Source organism: Paraburkholderia madseniana, assembly GCF_009690905.1.
Taxonomy (GTDB): Bacteria; Pseudomonadota; Gammaproteobacteria; order Burkholderiales; family Burkholderiaceae; genus Paraburkholderia; species Paraburkholderia madseniana.
This window is the reverse complement of the sequence record NZ_VOSW01000025.1, coordinates 1-13,737: the sequence shown is the minus strand read 5'-3', so window position 1 is coordinate 13,737 and position 13,737 is coordinate 1. Positions and strand designations below refer to the sequence as shown.

The 13,737-nt window shown below is 61.4% G+C and carries 14 protein-coding genes and 1 riboswitch; of the genes, 4 read left to right on the top strand and 10 right to left on the bottom strand.

Translation table 11 applies throughout. From position 1 onward, the window contains the following. Positions 1 to 8: 8 nt before the first annotated feature. Positions 9 to 1,190: an acetate/propionate family kinase gene (locus tag FSO04_RS15035; RefSeq protein ID WP_154560440.1), complete on the top strand. Its 1,182-nt coding sequence runs from the start codon at positions 9 to 11 to the stop codon at positions 1,188 to 1,190. On the opposite strand, the gene FSO04_RS15030 is transcribed toward FSO04_RS15035, so the two are convergent. Next, positions 1,187 to 1,453, bottom strand: coding sequence for a BON domain-containing protein (locus tag FSO04_RS15030; protein WP_154560439.1), 267 nt, complete (start codon positions 1,451 to 1,453; stop codon positions 1,187 to 1,189). The genes FSO04_RS15035 and FSO04_RS15030 overlap by 4 nt on opposite strands. A gap of 211 nt (positions 1,454 to 1,664) precedes the next feature. Beyond that, positions 1,665 to 2,876, bottom strand: a complete 1,212-nt coding sequence (locus tag FSO04_RS15025; protein ID WP_154560438.1) for a D-amino acid dehydrogenase — start codon at positions 2,874 to 2,876, stop codon at positions 1,665 to 1,667. A 175-nt stretch (positions 2,877 to 3,051) separates the two neighbouring features. Next, a riboswitch (glycine riboswitch) is annotated at positions 3,052 to 3,145 on the bottom strand. Between the two features lie 232 nt (positions 3,146 to 3,377). Here FSO04_RS15025 and FSO04_RS15020 point away from each other — a divergent pair. After that, complete coding sequence (locus tag FSO04_RS15020; RefSeq protein ID WP_168435690.1) at positions 3,378 to 4,010, top strand: LysE family translocator; 633 nt, start codon at positions 3,378 to 3,380, stop codon at positions 4,008 to 4,010. A 112-nt stretch (positions 4,011 to 4,122) separates the two neighbouring features. Here the strand turns inward: FSO04_RS15020 and FSO04_RS15015 are convergent, their stop codons facing one another. Together FSO04_RS15015 and FSO04_RS15010 are read right to left on the bottom strand one after the other, a co-directional pair. After that, positions 4,123 to 4,650, bottom strand: coding sequence for a GNAT family N-acetyltransferase (locus FSO04_RS15015; protein WP_154560437.1), 528 nt, complete (start codon positions 4,648 to 4,650; stop codon positions 4,123 to 4,125). 12 nt (positions 4,651 to 4,662) lie between these two features. Next, positions 4,663 to 5,235: a helix-turn-helix domain-containing protein gene (locus FSO04_RS15010; protein WP_154560436.1), complete on the bottom strand. Its 573-nt coding sequence runs from the start codon at positions 5,233 to 5,235 to the stop codon at positions 4,663 to 4,665. A 223-nt stretch (positions 5,236 to 5,458) separates the two neighbouring features. Between FSO04_RS15010 and FSO04_RS15005 the strand changes: the two genes are divergently transcribed. Next, positions 5,459 to 6,163 (top strand): YceH family protein, encoded by a 705-nt coding sequence (locus FSO04_RS15005; RefSeq protein ID WP_154560435.1) that lies wholly within the window; start codon positions 5,459 to 5,461, stop codon positions 6,161 to 6,163. A gap of 61 nt (positions 6,164 to 6,224) precedes the next feature. On the opposite strand, the gene FSO04_RS15000 is transcribed toward FSO04_RS15005, so the two are convergent. The 5 genes from FSO04_RS15000 to FSO04_RS14980 form a co-directional block, all read right to left on the bottom strand. Next, on the bottom strand, positions 6,225 to 7,022 hold the full coding sequence (locus FSO04_RS15000; protein ID WP_154560504.1) for a MipA/OmpV family protein: 798 nt from the start codon (positions 7,020 to 7,022) through the stop codon (positions 6,225 to 6,227). An 80-nt stretch (positions 7,023 to 7,102) separates the two neighbouring features. Beyond that, a complete protein-coding gene (locus FSO04_RS14995) occupies positions 7,103 to 7,987 on the bottom strand; it encodes an alpha/beta hydrolase (protein ID WP_154560434.1) in 885 nt (294 codons plus the stop codon). 3 nt (positions 7,988 to 7,990) lie between these two features. Beyond that, positions 7,991 to 8,761 carry a DUF4118 domain-containing protein gene (locus FSO04_RS14990; protein ID WP_154560433.1) on the bottom strand — a complete coding sequence of 257 codons (771 nt, stop codon included), beginning with the start codon at positions 8,759 to 8,761 and terminating at the stop codon, positions 7,991 to 7,993. A 449-nt stretch (positions 8,762 to 9,210) separates the two neighbouring features. Further along, positions 9,211 to 9,729, bottom strand: a complete 519-nt coding sequence (locus FSO04_RS14985) for an SLATT domain-containing protein (protein WP_154560503.1) — start codon at positions 9,727 to 9,729, stop codon at positions 9,211 to 9,213. Between the two features lie 102 nt (positions 9,730 to 9,831). Continuing rightward, positions 9,832 to 10,890 (bottom strand): LLM class flavin-dependent oxidoreductase, encoded by a 1,059-nt coding sequence (locus FSO04_RS14980; RefSeq protein ID WP_154560432.1) that lies wholly within the window; start codon positions 10,888 to 10,890, stop codon positions 9,832 to 9,834. Between the two features lie 185 nt (positions 10,891 to 11,075). Between FSO04_RS14980 and FSO04_RS14975 the strand changes: the two genes are divergently transcribed. Then, positions 11,076 to 12,050 (top strand): aliphatic sulfonate ABC transporter substrate-binding protein, encoded by a 975-nt coding sequence (locus FSO04_RS14975; RefSeq protein ID WP_199203034.1) that lies wholly within the window; start codon positions 11,076 to 11,078, stop codon positions 12,048 to 12,050. 137 nt (positions 12,051 to 12,187) lie between these two features. On the opposite strand, the gene FSO04_RS14970 is transcribed toward FSO04_RS14975, so the two are convergent. Further along, complete coding sequence (locus tag FSO04_RS14970; protein ID WP_154560431.1) at positions 12,188 to 13,462, bottom strand: acyl-CoA dehydrogenase family protein; 1,275 nt, start codon at positions 13,460 to 13,462, stop codon at positions 12,188 to 12,190. Positions 13,463 to 13,737 lie beyond the last annotated feature (275 nt).

The following is a 13,737-nucleotide window of genomic DNA, read 5'->3' as shown; positions in this document are numbered from 1 at the left end:
AGCGTGCCATGGAGACTCATGAGAAGACCGGCGAGCCGACGCAGACTCCAACTCCAACTCCAACGATTCTGGTGTTGAACAGCGGTTCGTCGTCGCTGAAATTCGGACTGTTTGCGCGCTCCGGCGGCGACGAACAATTGCTGCTGGAAGGCAGCGCCGAAGGTATTGGGCGCGGCGACGGCAGCTTGCGCATCAAGTCGCCTGATGGCCGCGTACTGGTGCAAGAAGAGGATGTGCTGGAGTCGCAGACCGACGCGTTGCAGAAGCTCGCACGCGTGCTTGCGGAGCAGAAGCGCGGGCGTCCTGTTGCGGTGGGGCATCGCGTGGTGCATGGTGGGCCGCATCTGCGAACGCATCAACGTTTGACGGCTGAAGTCCGGCAGCGCTTGCAGGACGCCGTGCACTTTGCGCCCTTGCACATTCCACCGGCGCTGGCATTGATCGACGAGGCAACCAGGATTTTCGGCGACGCCGAGCATTTCGCCTGCTTCGATACGGCGTTTCATTCCACACTTCCGGCACGCACGGCGCAGCTTGCGTTGCCGCGCCGTTATGCCGAGGCCGGTGTGATTCGCTACGGCTTTCACGGGCTGTCGTATGAATCGCTGGTGGCGCGGCTCGGTGCCGATTTGCCGCCGCGAGCAGTCTTCGCCCATCTGGGCAACGGGTCGAGTTTATGTGCATTGCAGAACGGCAAATCCGTCGATACGTCGATGGGTCTCACTCCGACCGGCGGCGTACCGATGGGCACGCGAAGCGGCGACCTTGACCCAGGCGTGCTGCTGTATCTGATGCGCGTGGAGAAGCTCGATGCCGATGCGCTGGAGACGCTGTTGAATCGCCAGAGCGGCCTCGCCGGTTACGCCGATGGCGAAAGTGATATGCAGGCGCTGGAAAAGCGCGCCGCCGCGGGCGATGGGAATGCATCGCTGGCGCTGGATGCGTTTGCTACGGCCGTGCGCAAGACGATCGGCGCCTATGCGGCTTTGTTGGGTGGGATCGATTTGCTGGTGTTCACGGGGGGAATCGGTGAACACAGTGAGGAGATTCGTAAGCGAGTGTGCGAGGGGCTTGCGTTTTTGGGGCTATCGGAAGGGGATTCAGCGGGGAAGGTGAGGGCGATTCACACCGAGGAGGAGAAGCAGATCGCGAGGCATTGCCGGATGCTGTTGCGAGCGAAAGCGGATTAGGGCAACTTCGCTTTGACGATGGCGTGATCAGAGACGCCGGTGACGCCGAACAGGCGGGAAACGTCTTCAAGTGCAGCGGCTCGTTGCTCGTTATGTTGAAGTACACCGAGCAGGGTGATGCGTCCGTGTGAGACTTTGACTTGCAGGGTGTTTGGGGGGACGGCCGTATCCCATGCCAAGCGTCTCGTGGCTTCTGCGGCGATTTGTTCATCAGTGAGCCGCATGCTTGGGTTGCTGCGCGTGACGGAGCGGGATCTGGTCATGGAGATTCCCTCGAGAGTGGACACCGATTGGACAACACTAGCAGATGTCGCTGGATTTGCCTTTGGCGACGCTTCCGGACCACCTGTCAGATCGAGTCCAGGCTAGTAAGCCTCATCGCAAAAGGGCGGCGGCCGGTTCGATGAACAACCGCGGCGGCGCGCGCAGCGCCGCCGGAAGTATGGCAGTAAGCGCCGCGCACGCAAACAAGCCCTATTGAATGGAACCCGCCAAAACCTGCGCCGTAGCCGCCGACAACGTCCACCCCAAATGCCCATGCCCGGTGTTATAAAAAACGCCGCGCCGTTTTCCGCGCCCGACCTTCGGCAACATACTCGGCAACATCGGCCTTAACCCCGCCCAAGGAATCACTTTCGAAGTCGACACCTCAGGAAAATACCGTCGAGTCCAGTCGACCAGCGGCGCAATCCGATCCGACCGGATATCCCGATTGAACCCATTGATCTCCGCCGTCCCCGCAACCCGGAACCGATCCACGCCAAGCCGGCTCGTCACGATCTTCGCGCTGTCGTCGAGCAAACTTACCCAGGGCGCGTTCTGCTGACTCACTTCATCATCGAGACATACGGTGATCGAATACCCCTTAACCGGGTAGACGTTCACGTGATCGCCAAGCATCGCCGCGAAGTCGCGGCTCTTCACACCGGCGCACACCACGATCCGCTCGAAAGCAAACTGTTGCGACTCACCTTCCAGATTGACCATCAACGAGAACCGTCCCTCAGCCGGCTGCTCGATCGCCGTAATTTCCGCGTCGTAGTGAAACTCGACACCATGCCGCACGCAAGCATCAGCCAACCCGCGCGTGAACTTGTGAATATCGCCAGTGGAATCGGAAGGCGTAAAAAACCCACCAAAAAAATCGCCATGCAACGTCGGCTCGATCGTGTGCAACTCGCTCGACGTCACCGGATTCCGGTCCAGCCCACCTTCGCGCAGCAGTTCATTCACCTTGCTGGCCGCATCGAATTCCTTGCGCGTCTTGTAGATGTGCAAAATGCCGCGCCGCTCCAGATCGAAGTCGATCCCTTCGCGCTCGGCAATCGAAAACAGATGCTCACGCGCAGCAATCGCGAGCCGCACCGTTTCGACAGTGTTCGTACGGTAATGCGGGATCTGCCGCAGAAATTCACCCATCCACGAATACTTGTGCCACGTGGGCATCGGATTGAGCAGCAGCGGGGCGTCGCGCGTGAGCATCCAACGCAAGCCCTTCAGCACCGTGGCCGCGCTGTTCCAGACTTCGGCATTGCTCGCGGACAGTTGGCCGCCGTTGGCGAACGAGGTCTCCATCGCCGCATAGCGATGACGTTCGAACACGGTGACGTGGTGGCCGCGCTGCGCAAGGGCGTGAGCAGTCGTAACGCCGGTAATGCCGGCGCCGATAATGGCGATTCGTGACATGACATGGTCCAGAGTAGTTGAGCATCACCGGTGTCGATTTCGTGTCGAAACCGGCGTCGATGCCCCATCTGTCCATGTACCTGAGAGTTTCTTCCTGTGAGCATATCGCTTGCGATCCAAGCGGTATGCAGGGAATCCCCTTCGGTGGGCGCGCACGGCGCCGCTCTCCAGATGTTCCAGCTACGCGGTCCTTTTGCCTGAGAGTTTCCGGGGCGGTTGCTCCGTCGGCGTCGTCACAATCCTCTGACGATCTCTCCCGCGCTGCATTGCAGAACGGCTCGACGATACCGGGCAATAAATTTCACCGCAAGTGTTTCTTTCGATGCAGCGCGCAATCGGCACAGTACGGTGCCATATGCAACGGCGCGTCCGCCCCACTGGCGCAATCAAAGCCATTCAACTGCCTATAGGGACTTTTTACGTGGGGGTTTAAGGCTTGAACCGGCGGCGTCGGCTATATTTGGCGGCATTGCCCGACTTCAATTCCCACAGGAGAACGCCGTGCCCGCTGCCACAACGCTGCTTGCCTTTGCCCTGGTCTCGCTCGGCATGGTGCTCACGCCCGGCCCGAACATGATCTATCTGATCTCCCGATCACTCTGCCAGGGGCGGCGCGCCGGGCTCGTGTCGCTCGGCGGCGTCGCGCTCGGCTTTGTGTTCTACATGTTTTGCGCGGCGTTCGGTATCACCGCACTGCTGTTGACGGTGCCCTACGCGTACGACGCGCTGCGTTTCGGCGGCGCGCTCTACCTGCTGTATCTGGCGTGGCAGGCGGTCAAGCCGGGCGGCCGCTCGCCGTTCCAGGTGCGCGACCTGCCGCACGACAGCCGCGGCAAACTGTTCACCATGGGGCTCGTCACGAACCTCGCGAATCCGAAGATCGCGGTGATGTATCTGTCGCTGCTGCCGCAATTTATTTCACCGGAGCACGGCAGCGTGCTCACGCAGTCGATCGCGCTGGGTTGCGTGCAAATCGTCGTCTCCGTCACGATCAACGCGTTGATTGCGACCATGGCAGGTTCGATCGCCGGGTTTCTCGCTGGGCGGCCGATCTGGCTACAGGTACAACGCTGGCTGATGGGCACCGTGCTCGCCGGTCTGGCCGTACGGATCGCGCTCGATTCGCGCCGTTAAGCCACGCGATCCAGACTCGCCTGAGTCTGCATCGCGGCCTTCCTCGCCGAGCATCGGTCAGTATCGACTACCATGCTCGTGGTGCATCACAGGCGGCCTGCCTGCGTCACGCTCACAGCGTCTTGTACATGATGGTGGTTGAATCAAGCCGCTCCTCCAGCGTGTCGCGGCAAAATTGCGGAATCACTCCGGCCGTCTGATAACCCAGCGAGGCATAGAGCGGCTCGGCCTTGTCGCCGGTGCGCGTATCGAGCGTCAGCAGGCTGCGCTGCAACTGGTGCGCACGGTGTTCCAGTTCCGCCATCAGCGCTTTGGCGATGCCCTGGCGGCGGAACGCGGGGTGGACCAGCAGCTTGCGCACCTCGGCGCGATGACGCTGGTTCGGCATCGTGTCGTAATCGAGTTGCACGGTGCCGGCGATCGCCTCGCCATGGCGAGCAACAAAAAGCACCAGCGCGCCTGCCCGCAGCGACGGCAGAACCTTGCCGCTCCAGAACGCCTCGCTCTCCTCGACGCTATACGGCAATACAAAGCCAACGCTCGCACCGTCATGGACGCAGGCACGCAGCAGCGCGCCGAGTTCGGGCAGATGGCGAACGAGGTCGTCGGCGGAAAAGGTCGTGATGGTAGTCGCGTTCATGGTGGCTCGAACTCAGACGATGAAGAGGATGTAGCGCGCCGCGCTATGCGAGGGCGTGACGAAAGCGCTGGGGCCGAACAACTGGTAGCGCAGACAGTCGCCGGGTTGCAGATCGTGACTTCGGCCGTCGACGGTGATCTGCAGTTGCCCTTCAAGCAGGATCAGATGATGTTCGAGGCCGGCTCTCGGCGACGCGTCGTATGTGATGCGTACGCCGGCATCGAGTTCGCACTCCAGCGCCTCGCCGCTCAGCGCCTGAGCGGGTGGCGACACGGAGCGGCGCCGGAAGCCGACGCTCGGGTCGACCCAGACCGGCTGCGCGTCGCGCGGCACCAGCGGCGCGAAGTCATCTTCGACCATGTGCATGAGACGCGACATCGGCAAGCCATAGGCGACGCAGAGCTTGCCCAGCACGCTCGCCGTGGGGCTCACGGCGGCGTTCTCGAGGCGCGAGAGGGTGGCGCGGCTGACGTTGCTCAGCTTGGCGAGATCGTCGAGTGACCAGTTGCGCTCGGCGCGTAATCCGCGCAGACGCTGGGCGATGCGGCGGTCGATGGCGTTGTCGTCGGCGAGTGTATTTTCCATATCCGGGAAATTATCTCGAATATGGGAATCCGTCAACGAAACAAAAATGCGCCGAATCGGATGCGAACACGGTCCGGGCACGCTTCGCCATTGCGGAGATTCGTACACTGCGAGCGGCCGGGCCGTTTATCATAGTGGCCACCAACTAAAACCCGCCGCCAGGCTGTGCAACGGTAAGGCACACCATCCACGAGACCCGGCGGCGCATGCCGCGACATCTTCTATGAACTCCACTCCCGACGCTGTTTCCCGTCCCTCCATCCGCGCCTTGACCTTGCTTGAGGGGCGCGTGCTTGGTGTGCTCGTCGAAAAGCAGCACACCGTGCCGGATAGTTATCCGCTTTCGCTGAACGCGTTGACCTTGGGTTGCAATCAGAAAACCGGCCGCGCGCCGGTGATGAATGCGACCGAAGCCGAGGTGCTGACCGCCATCGACGGATTGAAGCGGCTGAGCCTGGTGATGGAAGGCAGCAGCAGCCGTGTACCGCGTTTCGAACACAACATGAATCGGGTGTTGGGGTTGCCGAGCCAGTCGGCAGCGTTACTGACCACGTTGCTGTTGCGCGGTCCGCAGACCGGAGCCGAGTTGCGCTTGAACAGCGCGCGTCTGCATGGATTTGCCGACATCTCGTCGGTCGAGGCGTTTCTCGACGAACTGGCTGCCAACGATCCGCCGCGGGTGGTGAAGCTGGCCCGCACGCCGGGCGAGCGCGAAAATCGCTGGATGCATCTGCTATGCGGCGAAGTCAGCGCAAGCGATCTTGCCCAGCCGGGCGGGGACGATGAGGTCGTGCCGCTGTCGGCGTTCGAGGCGGTCAAAGCTGAACAGAAGCGGCTTGCCGACGAGGTGAGCCGGCTTCGGGTGGTGGTGCGGCGAATGGCTGCCGAGTTGGGGATTGAAGTTGAAGAGCTAGGTACGGGGGATTGAAACGCGATTGGTGATTGGCGGTTGGTTTCTCGCACGCTGCGAGCGCGCGAGAAACCAGAAACTAGAACTTGTAGTTCACCGAAGCGAGCGTATTGAGCTCGAATCTTTTTTCGGTAATCGGGCTATTCGCCGCGTCGTGCTCCAGTCGCCCGAAAGTCGCGGAAACCGAGCCATTCCAGTGCTTCGAAAAGTCGTAAGTCACCATGGCGTTCATGTGGACGTCCCGCACGCCTGCACTGGTGTTATACGTGGGCAAACCTGACGCCGCGCTTTGCTGCCCGGACACGCCGAAAAACGTCCGCGTATAAGTGCCATTCGCCCAGGTGAAGCCAGGTCCCACCGAGAACAACCAGCCGCCAACCGGCGCGGAAGCGACGAAATCCGTGCTGACTGTCGTCCCCTGGTGATGCCCGGCGATATCCTGGTACAACGCCACCGACCCGGTAAACGCCCACCACGTATAGTCGGCGAAGAGCTTCAGTTTCGGCCCGCCATTCACATCACCAAGTCCATGCAGGCGCGGATCGTCGGACTCCTTGCGCATCTGGAAATCGAAAGTCAGTGCAGCGCCCACGTGATAGGCAGGACCGCGCAGCACGTTCACGCCGAGCACGTCTGGGCCTTGCGAGAAAATCCGGTCGTCGTATGAGATGTCCAGCGCAGGGAACGGGAATACGCTCAACTGGCGGGACCCCGGGTACTTGGGCGTAATCACCACGCCAGGACCCACGCCGATTTTCCATTTGCTGTCGGTGGCCGCGCCGGTACTGGCGTCAGTCGTCGCGTTCGGACTTGCATCGTCCGCGTGGGCAGCATGCGCAGCGCAAAGGCCAAGCGCAGCGGCGAGCAGCAGCGACATGCGTGCGGGTTTGCCGAACCTGAGGGTGGTACGCAGCGAAACGCGCGTGGGCTTGCCGAACCTCAGCGTGGTATCCGCCGTCATGCGCGCTCCTTGCCAAGCGCCGCGAGTTGCCTGAGGCGTCGCGCCAGAGCCTTCGAGACGACCTGTTGTTTGCCGTCGTCGCCGCTATGGACGGCTTCGCTCTCGCGCAGAAACAGGGTGGTTTCGCGCGCGACGATTTCGCGCTCGTTGTCCGACGTAATCATGTGATACGAATCATCCAGCCAGATTGTGCGTAAAAAGGCAGCGCCGATATTCGTGGCGACAAAACGTGCATTGCGTGGGCTCGACGTCTCATCGTCGATCGCATGGACAATCAGGCAATCGGTCTTGATGTCGCGTACCTGCGTGCGCACGCTCGCGGCGAGGCGGCTCGCCTGGTGCAATGCCGGCAATGAAATCGTCGACGGACCGACTTCGCTGAAGTCACTGCGCTGCATCGCGCGGGCGATCTTTGCACGAAGCGCTTCGTTGCGCAGGCCGAACGGCGCCTCCTCGCGGTAGCGCCAGCGTTTGCGCATCGGCGTGAAGTACGCCCAGTTGAGCAGGAAACGATACCAGGGGATCGCCCAGCCGTCGTATGAGAGCGTCAGTGACAGCAATACAAGCGACTGCGCCCCTGGACGGCGATGCGCCAGTGCCAGCGCCAGGGCCGCGCCGATCGATAGCCCGCAGATCGAGACGCGGGCAAAGCGCTCGGCCAACGCGTCGTACTCGCGCACGGCCGCCTCGAGCCACGCCTCCATCGCTTCTTCTTCCGAGCCGGCGCTGTAGCCCGGCAGGACGGGCGCGCAGGTGGTGAAGCCCTCGGCGTTCAGATAGCGGGCGAGAAAACGCAATTCGAGCGGCGAACTCGACAGGCCGTGCAACATCAGCACGGCATGATCGTCGCCGGGTAAGAAGAGACTCGTCGGTTGACTCATGGATCAGGCTCCGATCCGTAGGACGAGAAACTCGCCGGCGTGGGTGGTGAACCGTTCGCACATGCACTCGGTCAGCTTCGACGGACCATCGCCACTTTTCAGGTGCACGCGATGGCTGCCGGGCCACAGCGCCTTGCTGAGCCGCTGGATGTCGTCGGGATCGACATCGGCGAAGCGCGGGCCCGGTGCAATCTGGTTGGGCAGGCGCGGCAGCACGCCTTGCGGCTTGACGTCGTTGCCCGGCTGTAACGCGTTGCGCTCGAGCGCCTGAATGAAAATGAACGTCCTGTGGTGATGGGACAGGTGGCGCAGCAGCCGGTGTGTTTCGTCGACGCCGCGGCGTGCCAGCATGCGTTCGTTATCGTGACGCAGCAGCATTTCATAGCGCGACTGCGCAACGGACGCGATCAGTTCGGCACGAAACTGCGAGCGGCGCAGGCGTTCGATCAGCACGATGACAAGCAGCGTCACCAACGGATACGAGACCAGCAGGACGAGGTCGGCGCGATCGAATACGTCGATGGTTGCGTAGGGCGGGACGAACAGATAGTCGGCGATACCCAGGCCGAGCACCATGACGGTAAGCGCCGGGGCCAGCCCGCAAAAGTACTCGACCAGCGCCGCCGCGATATAGAAGGCGGTGCCCGGCATGATCGGTCCCAGCAGCGGATGGAGCAACAGGCGTACTCCGCTCGCGATCGCCAATGCGGCGGCCGCGGTGAGCCAGACGCGGGTTCCCCGTGGTGCCCAACGACGGGCGTTTTGGACTTCCATAATCTTTTTTTAGGGAGCGATTGCGCTTCCCGATTGAGTGTGGCAATGCGCCTTAAAGCGCAGGTCGGACGATACCATAATCGGGCGGACGCCAAGGCCCGGAAAGACGTAAATACCGGAAGGCCGGGCGGGACTATCGTGTTTCGAATGAGTGGTGGAAAAACATGCCTGTAGATAGGGGTATTCTCACCACCGAGCATTGTGCAGGCAATGTCCTTAAGTGACCCTTAAGGGCCGCAAGGCGCGGCCTATATAGGCTGTCAGGCGCCTCAACAGGAATTGTGGTTGATCCCAGCAATTGAAACTGCATGGGCAAATGACACGCTGCGGGTCCCGCGCATATACATCAGCGGTCGCGTTGCTTCAATTGAAGTTAATGCCATTTACAAATGACACAGAACATTTACGACGACCCCGCATTCTTCGACAACTACAGTCAACCGGGTCGCTCAGGCATCGCGGCTTCGTCGCGGTTCGGCGGACAGGGTTCGCTGGGTGCGATAGAAAATGCGCGGCGGCACGTTCGGTGAATCTTCAGCGAGCCGGTCGAGTTCGTCGCGGATCGCGGTGAGATAGTGGCCATCGCGTGCGTCGGCGTCACCTGCGAAGATCGCTTCCAGCCTGCGCCGCACAGCGCCATAGCGGGCCCCCGCCGCGCGATGCTTTTCCGCACGCTCCGCATATCTGAGGAAGGTTTGCAGCGCGGCTGAGACCGCCGCCGCAACGCTCACGAAGCCCACGAAGATCCTGAGCGCCGGCGAGACGGCGGTCGAAGTCAGCGACGCAAACACGGTCGTCCCCACAAACGCGGTCAATGCGGTGACCAGCCAGCCGACGCTGCGGTCCCGCGCCGATAGCAGGTCGGCCATGTCGTAATGGCTCATCTGGGATTCACGCGCGCGCCGGATCCACTTCAGCAGAAGCTGGTCTTCGTCGACCGGGGGCTCGTAGGCGGTCGGGTTCTTCATCTCGCTCATCGGGGCTGTCCAGTATCGCAAGCGTAGCGCATGCGCCTGACGATACTGTGCCACATGAGTGCGACGCGCGGAAAGCCGCGGACCTCGCCCGGATCAGCCGAGCAGGTGACGTACCCGCGGAATCACTTCTTCGGCAAAAATGCGCATGTCAGTCTCGAACGGCTGGAATTGCAACATGAATAACTCGATCCCGGCACGATGAAAATCGGCGATCCGCTGCGCGACCGTGTCATAGCTGCCGACCAGTCCAGCCGCCGTGCCGCCGTTCGAACCCACGCGCGGGGTTTGCGCGAAGGTCTGGAACATCACCGCCTTGGGGTCGATGTTCGATTTCTGTTGCTCGCGTAGCGGGGCATCTTTTGCGGCCAGTGCGAACAGATGGGCGAGGTGCTGATCGGCGGCCTCGCCGGACTCACGAGCGATGACGAAGGCCGACAAACCAAAACGCAGCGGCTCGTGCGGAGCGGGGCGCTTGCGGCCGGAGACATCCGCGATCAACGCTTTGACGGCGTCCAGTGGCTGGCCGTTGATGAACCACACGTCGCCCTTGCCGGCGACCAGTTCCCGCGCCGGTTCCGATTCGCCGCCGACGTAGATGCGCGGACGGTTGCGAAACGGATCCGCGGGGCGCAATAGATAGTCATCCACATTAAAATGCTCGCCGCGAAAACGCGTACGCTCGCCGCGCAGCAAGGAATCCACCACTGTGATCCACTCGCGACCGTACGCATAACGCGCGTCGTGCTCCGCGAAGCCGATACCGGCGCGTTCCAGCTCAGGACGATTCCACGCGTTGACAAGATTGATCGCGAAGCGCCCGCCACTGATGTGTTCGATCTGCTGCGCCATCTTTGCCAACACCACCGGGTGATACAGATACGGCTTGATGGCGGCGATGATCTCGATGCGTTCGGTTAGCGCCGCGAGCGCGGCCGAGGCGGTCCACGCTTCGAGCTGATCGAAGTCGGGATTGTGCGGATTGATCGTATGTTGCGCGACCAGCACGGAATCGTAACCGAGCCGCTCGGCTTCGAGAACGAGGGCTTTGTTTCGCGCCCACGACGCGTCGTACGGTTCATCGGGGTCCTGCAGCGCGGCGCGGCTGCCATGAACCAGTGCCCAGACGCCGAAGCGGGGAGGGAGTGTCGACATAACGCAGAAATCTCCACGGTGAAAGCGTGCGCTTCAAGTCGCATCAAACTTCGAATGATGAGCGATACCGCCGCCACGCGTTCCAATTTCTACCCATATCGATCGATGAAATCAGTCTTTGGCCGTGTGTCATTCTTTTATATATTCAGCGATTCCGCATACCCACTTCACATGGATCTCGATCGATGCCCCTCGCTTTCTCCGGCTCCCGAAGCCTGCGACGCCTCTGCGTATGCCTGACGTTGATGGGCGGCGTGCTGTCGACCGACGTGGCATGCGCCAACGAAACGGTGTCGATCAGCTACCAGCGCTCATCGACGCTGTTCATTCTGTTGAAGCGAACTGGCGCCCTCGAGAAGAAGCTCAACGCGCTCGGCTATGACGTGAGCTGGCACGAGTTCTCGACGGGCCTGCTGCAGTCGCTCAACGCCGGCAGCGTCGATCTGCATGCGGATGTGGCGGATGCCTTTGCGCTCTTTACGCAGGCCGCCAATGCGCCGCTGACCTATTACGCCGAAGAGACCTCTGCGCCGACCGCCCAGGCGATCATTGTGCCGCCGGATTCGCCGATTCATTCGGTGGCGGACCTGAAGGGCAAACGTGTGGCGGTGTCCAAAGGTTCGGGCTGCAACTTCCTGTTGCTGAGCGCTTTGGCTAAAGCGGGTCTGACGATCAACGATATACAGGTGCGCTATCTGGAGGCGCCCGACGCGCTCGCCGCTTTCCGCGGCGGCAATATCGATGCATGGGCCATCTGGGACCCGTTTCTCGCGGCCCAGCAGCGTGAGGCGCATGTTCGTGTGATCGCGGACGGCAGCGGCGGCGTCGCTCAATACAACCGTTTTTATACGGCGACAACGACCTTCGCTGACAAGCATCCCGATGTGCTGCGCGTCGTATTCGACGAATTGAACACGACGGGCAAGTGGGTCAAGGCACATCCCCAGGAAGCCGCACAGATTCTCGGGCCAGTGTGGGGCAATATTCCTGAACCGACTGTCGAATTGGCCAATAGCCGTCGCAGCTACGACATCGTGCCGGTGAAACGCGATCAATTGGCCGAACAGCAGCGCATCGCCGACACGTATCGCGCCGCGGGGCTGATTCCCGCCACTTTGAAAGCGACGGACATCCGTATCTGGACGCCCTCGGCGAAGTGATCTGAGGAACCTGTTGGATCCAGCGTCGAACCAGATTCCTGCCGGGCAAAAAGTTCTAAGGCCGCGTGAGCGGCCTTAGTCGTTTTAGCGCGCCGGGTGCGCCGCGGCATAGGCGGGCACCTCGACCTGATACTTTTTTACAGCTGAGCAGCCGCCGCGGAGACTTCCGGATTCCGCGCCACGCCAAACCTTTCCTTGTGCGCAGTTCCATTCAGATAGAAATCACCGATAGCGGCTTCGCGGATGATTGCCGGATTGTGCGACGCCAGCACACGCGCATTGCGCCAGTACCGATCGAAGCGGCGCGTCTCGCTGGTCGCCGATGCACCGCCCACTTCGAACAACAAAGTCGCCGCTTGCAGGGTTTGTTCGATGACGATCTGCTGCGCCTGGAAAGTCTGGATGTCGAGGCGCACATAGGTCTGTTCGTCAGTGCGGCCTTCCTGCCGCGCGACCGACACTTCATCGATCGCGCTGGCTAGCGAAGCGCTGATGCTCTGCGTCGAGTACGCAAGGCTTGCAAGCCGGCCGACTACACGATGCACCAAGGGATTGTCGCGCGGGCTCGATTCACCCGGAATGCCGAAGGTTCTCGTTTTACCTTGTGTGAACGCCACCGCATCGCGCAGTGCCGCGCGACTGATACCGGCAAGGTTCGCGACATGCAGTGCCTGATAGTACGCAGTAAGCAGACTGTTACGGCGTGGTTCGGACGCGTTATATCGGCGGTACAGATTGTCGAGTGAGACCGGCACGTGATCGAAACGTGCCGTGCCGCTACCGGTCAGACGCTGCCCGAAACCATCCCAATCGTCGATGCGGGCGAGCCCTGGCGCATCGGTTTTGACGAGTACGCGGACGTCGCTTTCGCCGTCGTGCGCGGTAACGTCGACCCAGTCGGCGTAGAGCGTGCCTGTGGTGTAGTACTTCTCGCCGTCGAGATTCCACGCACCGTCGCTTTGGGTGAGACGTACGCTGTTGTTGGTCACGCCGGTGCGTTCGGAAACGGCGCCGCCGATAATCTGACCTTGTGCGATACGCGTGAACCATCGGTCACGCAACGATTCATCACCATTTTCCAGCAGCGATTCAATAAATCCTCCGTGCACGCGCAGGATTTGCGGAAGGTTCGAGTCCGCTTCGCCGAGACGCGTGACTAACGCAAAGAACGCTTTCAGCGAGATGCCTTCGCCACCGAAGCGCCTGGGCACGCGCAGTTTGGTGTATCCGGCTTCGCGCAGCCATTCCACCGGCGCGTAGGCCAGTTCCCGATTCTGTTCGCGTTCTACTGCACCTTCGGCGATGCGGGCGAATACAGGTGCGAAGCGTTGGGTTAGTTCGTTTTCGCCGAACGGGTCTGCTGCATCTGCGGTGGTGGGATTCGGGGATGCGTGCGATTCAGATGTTGGCATGAGTTCTCCAGAGCGGGCCGGGCGCCGAGCGCAATCTGAGAACGGTACGGGAGGGGAAGGGGGTGGGCAACCAAGTATTTGGTTGATTCTTAGAACGGGGAGTGAAATGGTTTTTTTGCCTGCGCGGCGCTTGTTTGTCTGTGTGCCTGGGCTTTGGCCTTTCCTTGTTTTGTTAGTGGTCTATTAGCGTTGCCCCTGTGCGGGGCGGCACCTACTTCTCTTTGCCGGCTGCAAAGAGAAGTAGGCAAGAGAAAGCAGCTCAAACCGCTAATGCT

Excerpts from the sequence above, each read along its gene's own strand:
- FSO04_RS15035 (WP_154560440.1), top strand. The coding sequence starts at position 9 with ATGGAGACTCATGAGAAGACCGGCGAGCCGACGCAGACTCCAACTCCA.
- FSO04_RS15030 (WP_154560439.1), bottom strand. The coding sequence starts at position 1,453 with ATGACCAGATCCCGCTCCGTCACGCGCAGCAACCCAAGCATGCGGCTC.
- FSO04_RS15025 (WP_154560438.1), bottom strand. The coding sequence starts at position 2,876 with ATGTCACGAATCGCCATTATCGGCGCCGGCATTACCGGCGTTACGACT.
- FSO04_RS15015 (WP_154560437.1), bottom strand. The coding sequence starts at position 4,650 with ATGAACGCGACTACCATCACGACCTTTTCCGCCGACGACCTCGTTCGC.
- FSO04_RS15010 (WP_154560436.1), bottom strand. The coding sequence starts at position 5,235 with ATGGAAAATACACTCGCCGACGACAACGCCATCGACCGCCGCATCGCC.
- FSO04_RS15005 (WP_154560435.1), top strand. The coding sequence starts at position 5,459 with ATGAACTCCACTCCCGACGCTGTTTCCCGTCCCTCCATCCGCGCCTTG.
- FSO04_RS15000 (WP_154560504.1), bottom strand. The coding sequence starts at position 7,022 with ATGTCGCTGCTGCTCGCCGCTGCGCTTGGCCTTTGCGCTGCGCATGCT.
- FSO04_RS14995 (WP_154560434.1), bottom strand. The coding sequence starts at position 7,987 with ATGAGTCAACCGACGAGTCTCTTCTTACCCGGCGACGATCATGCCGTG.
- FSO04_RS14990 (WP_154560433.1), bottom strand. The coding sequence starts at position 8,761 with ATGGAAGTCCAAAACGCCCGTCGTTGGGCACCACGGGGAACCCGCGTC.
- FSO04_RS14985 (WP_154560503.1), bottom strand. The coding sequence starts at position 9,729 with ATGAAGAACCCGACCGCCTACGAGCCCCCGGTCGACGAAGACCAGCTT.
- FSO04_RS14980 (WP_154560432.1), bottom strand. The coding sequence starts at position 10,890 with ATGTCGACACTCCCTCCCCGCTTCGGCGTCTGGGCACTGGTTCATGGC.
- FSO04_RS14975 (WP_199203034.1), top strand. The coding sequence starts at position 11,076 with ATGCCCCTCGCTTTCTCCGGCTCCCGAAGCCTGCGACGCCTCTGCGTA.
- FSO04_RS14970 (WP_154560431.1), bottom strand. The coding sequence starts at position 13,462 with ATGCCAACATCTGAATCGCACGCATCCCCGAATCCCACCACCGCAGAT.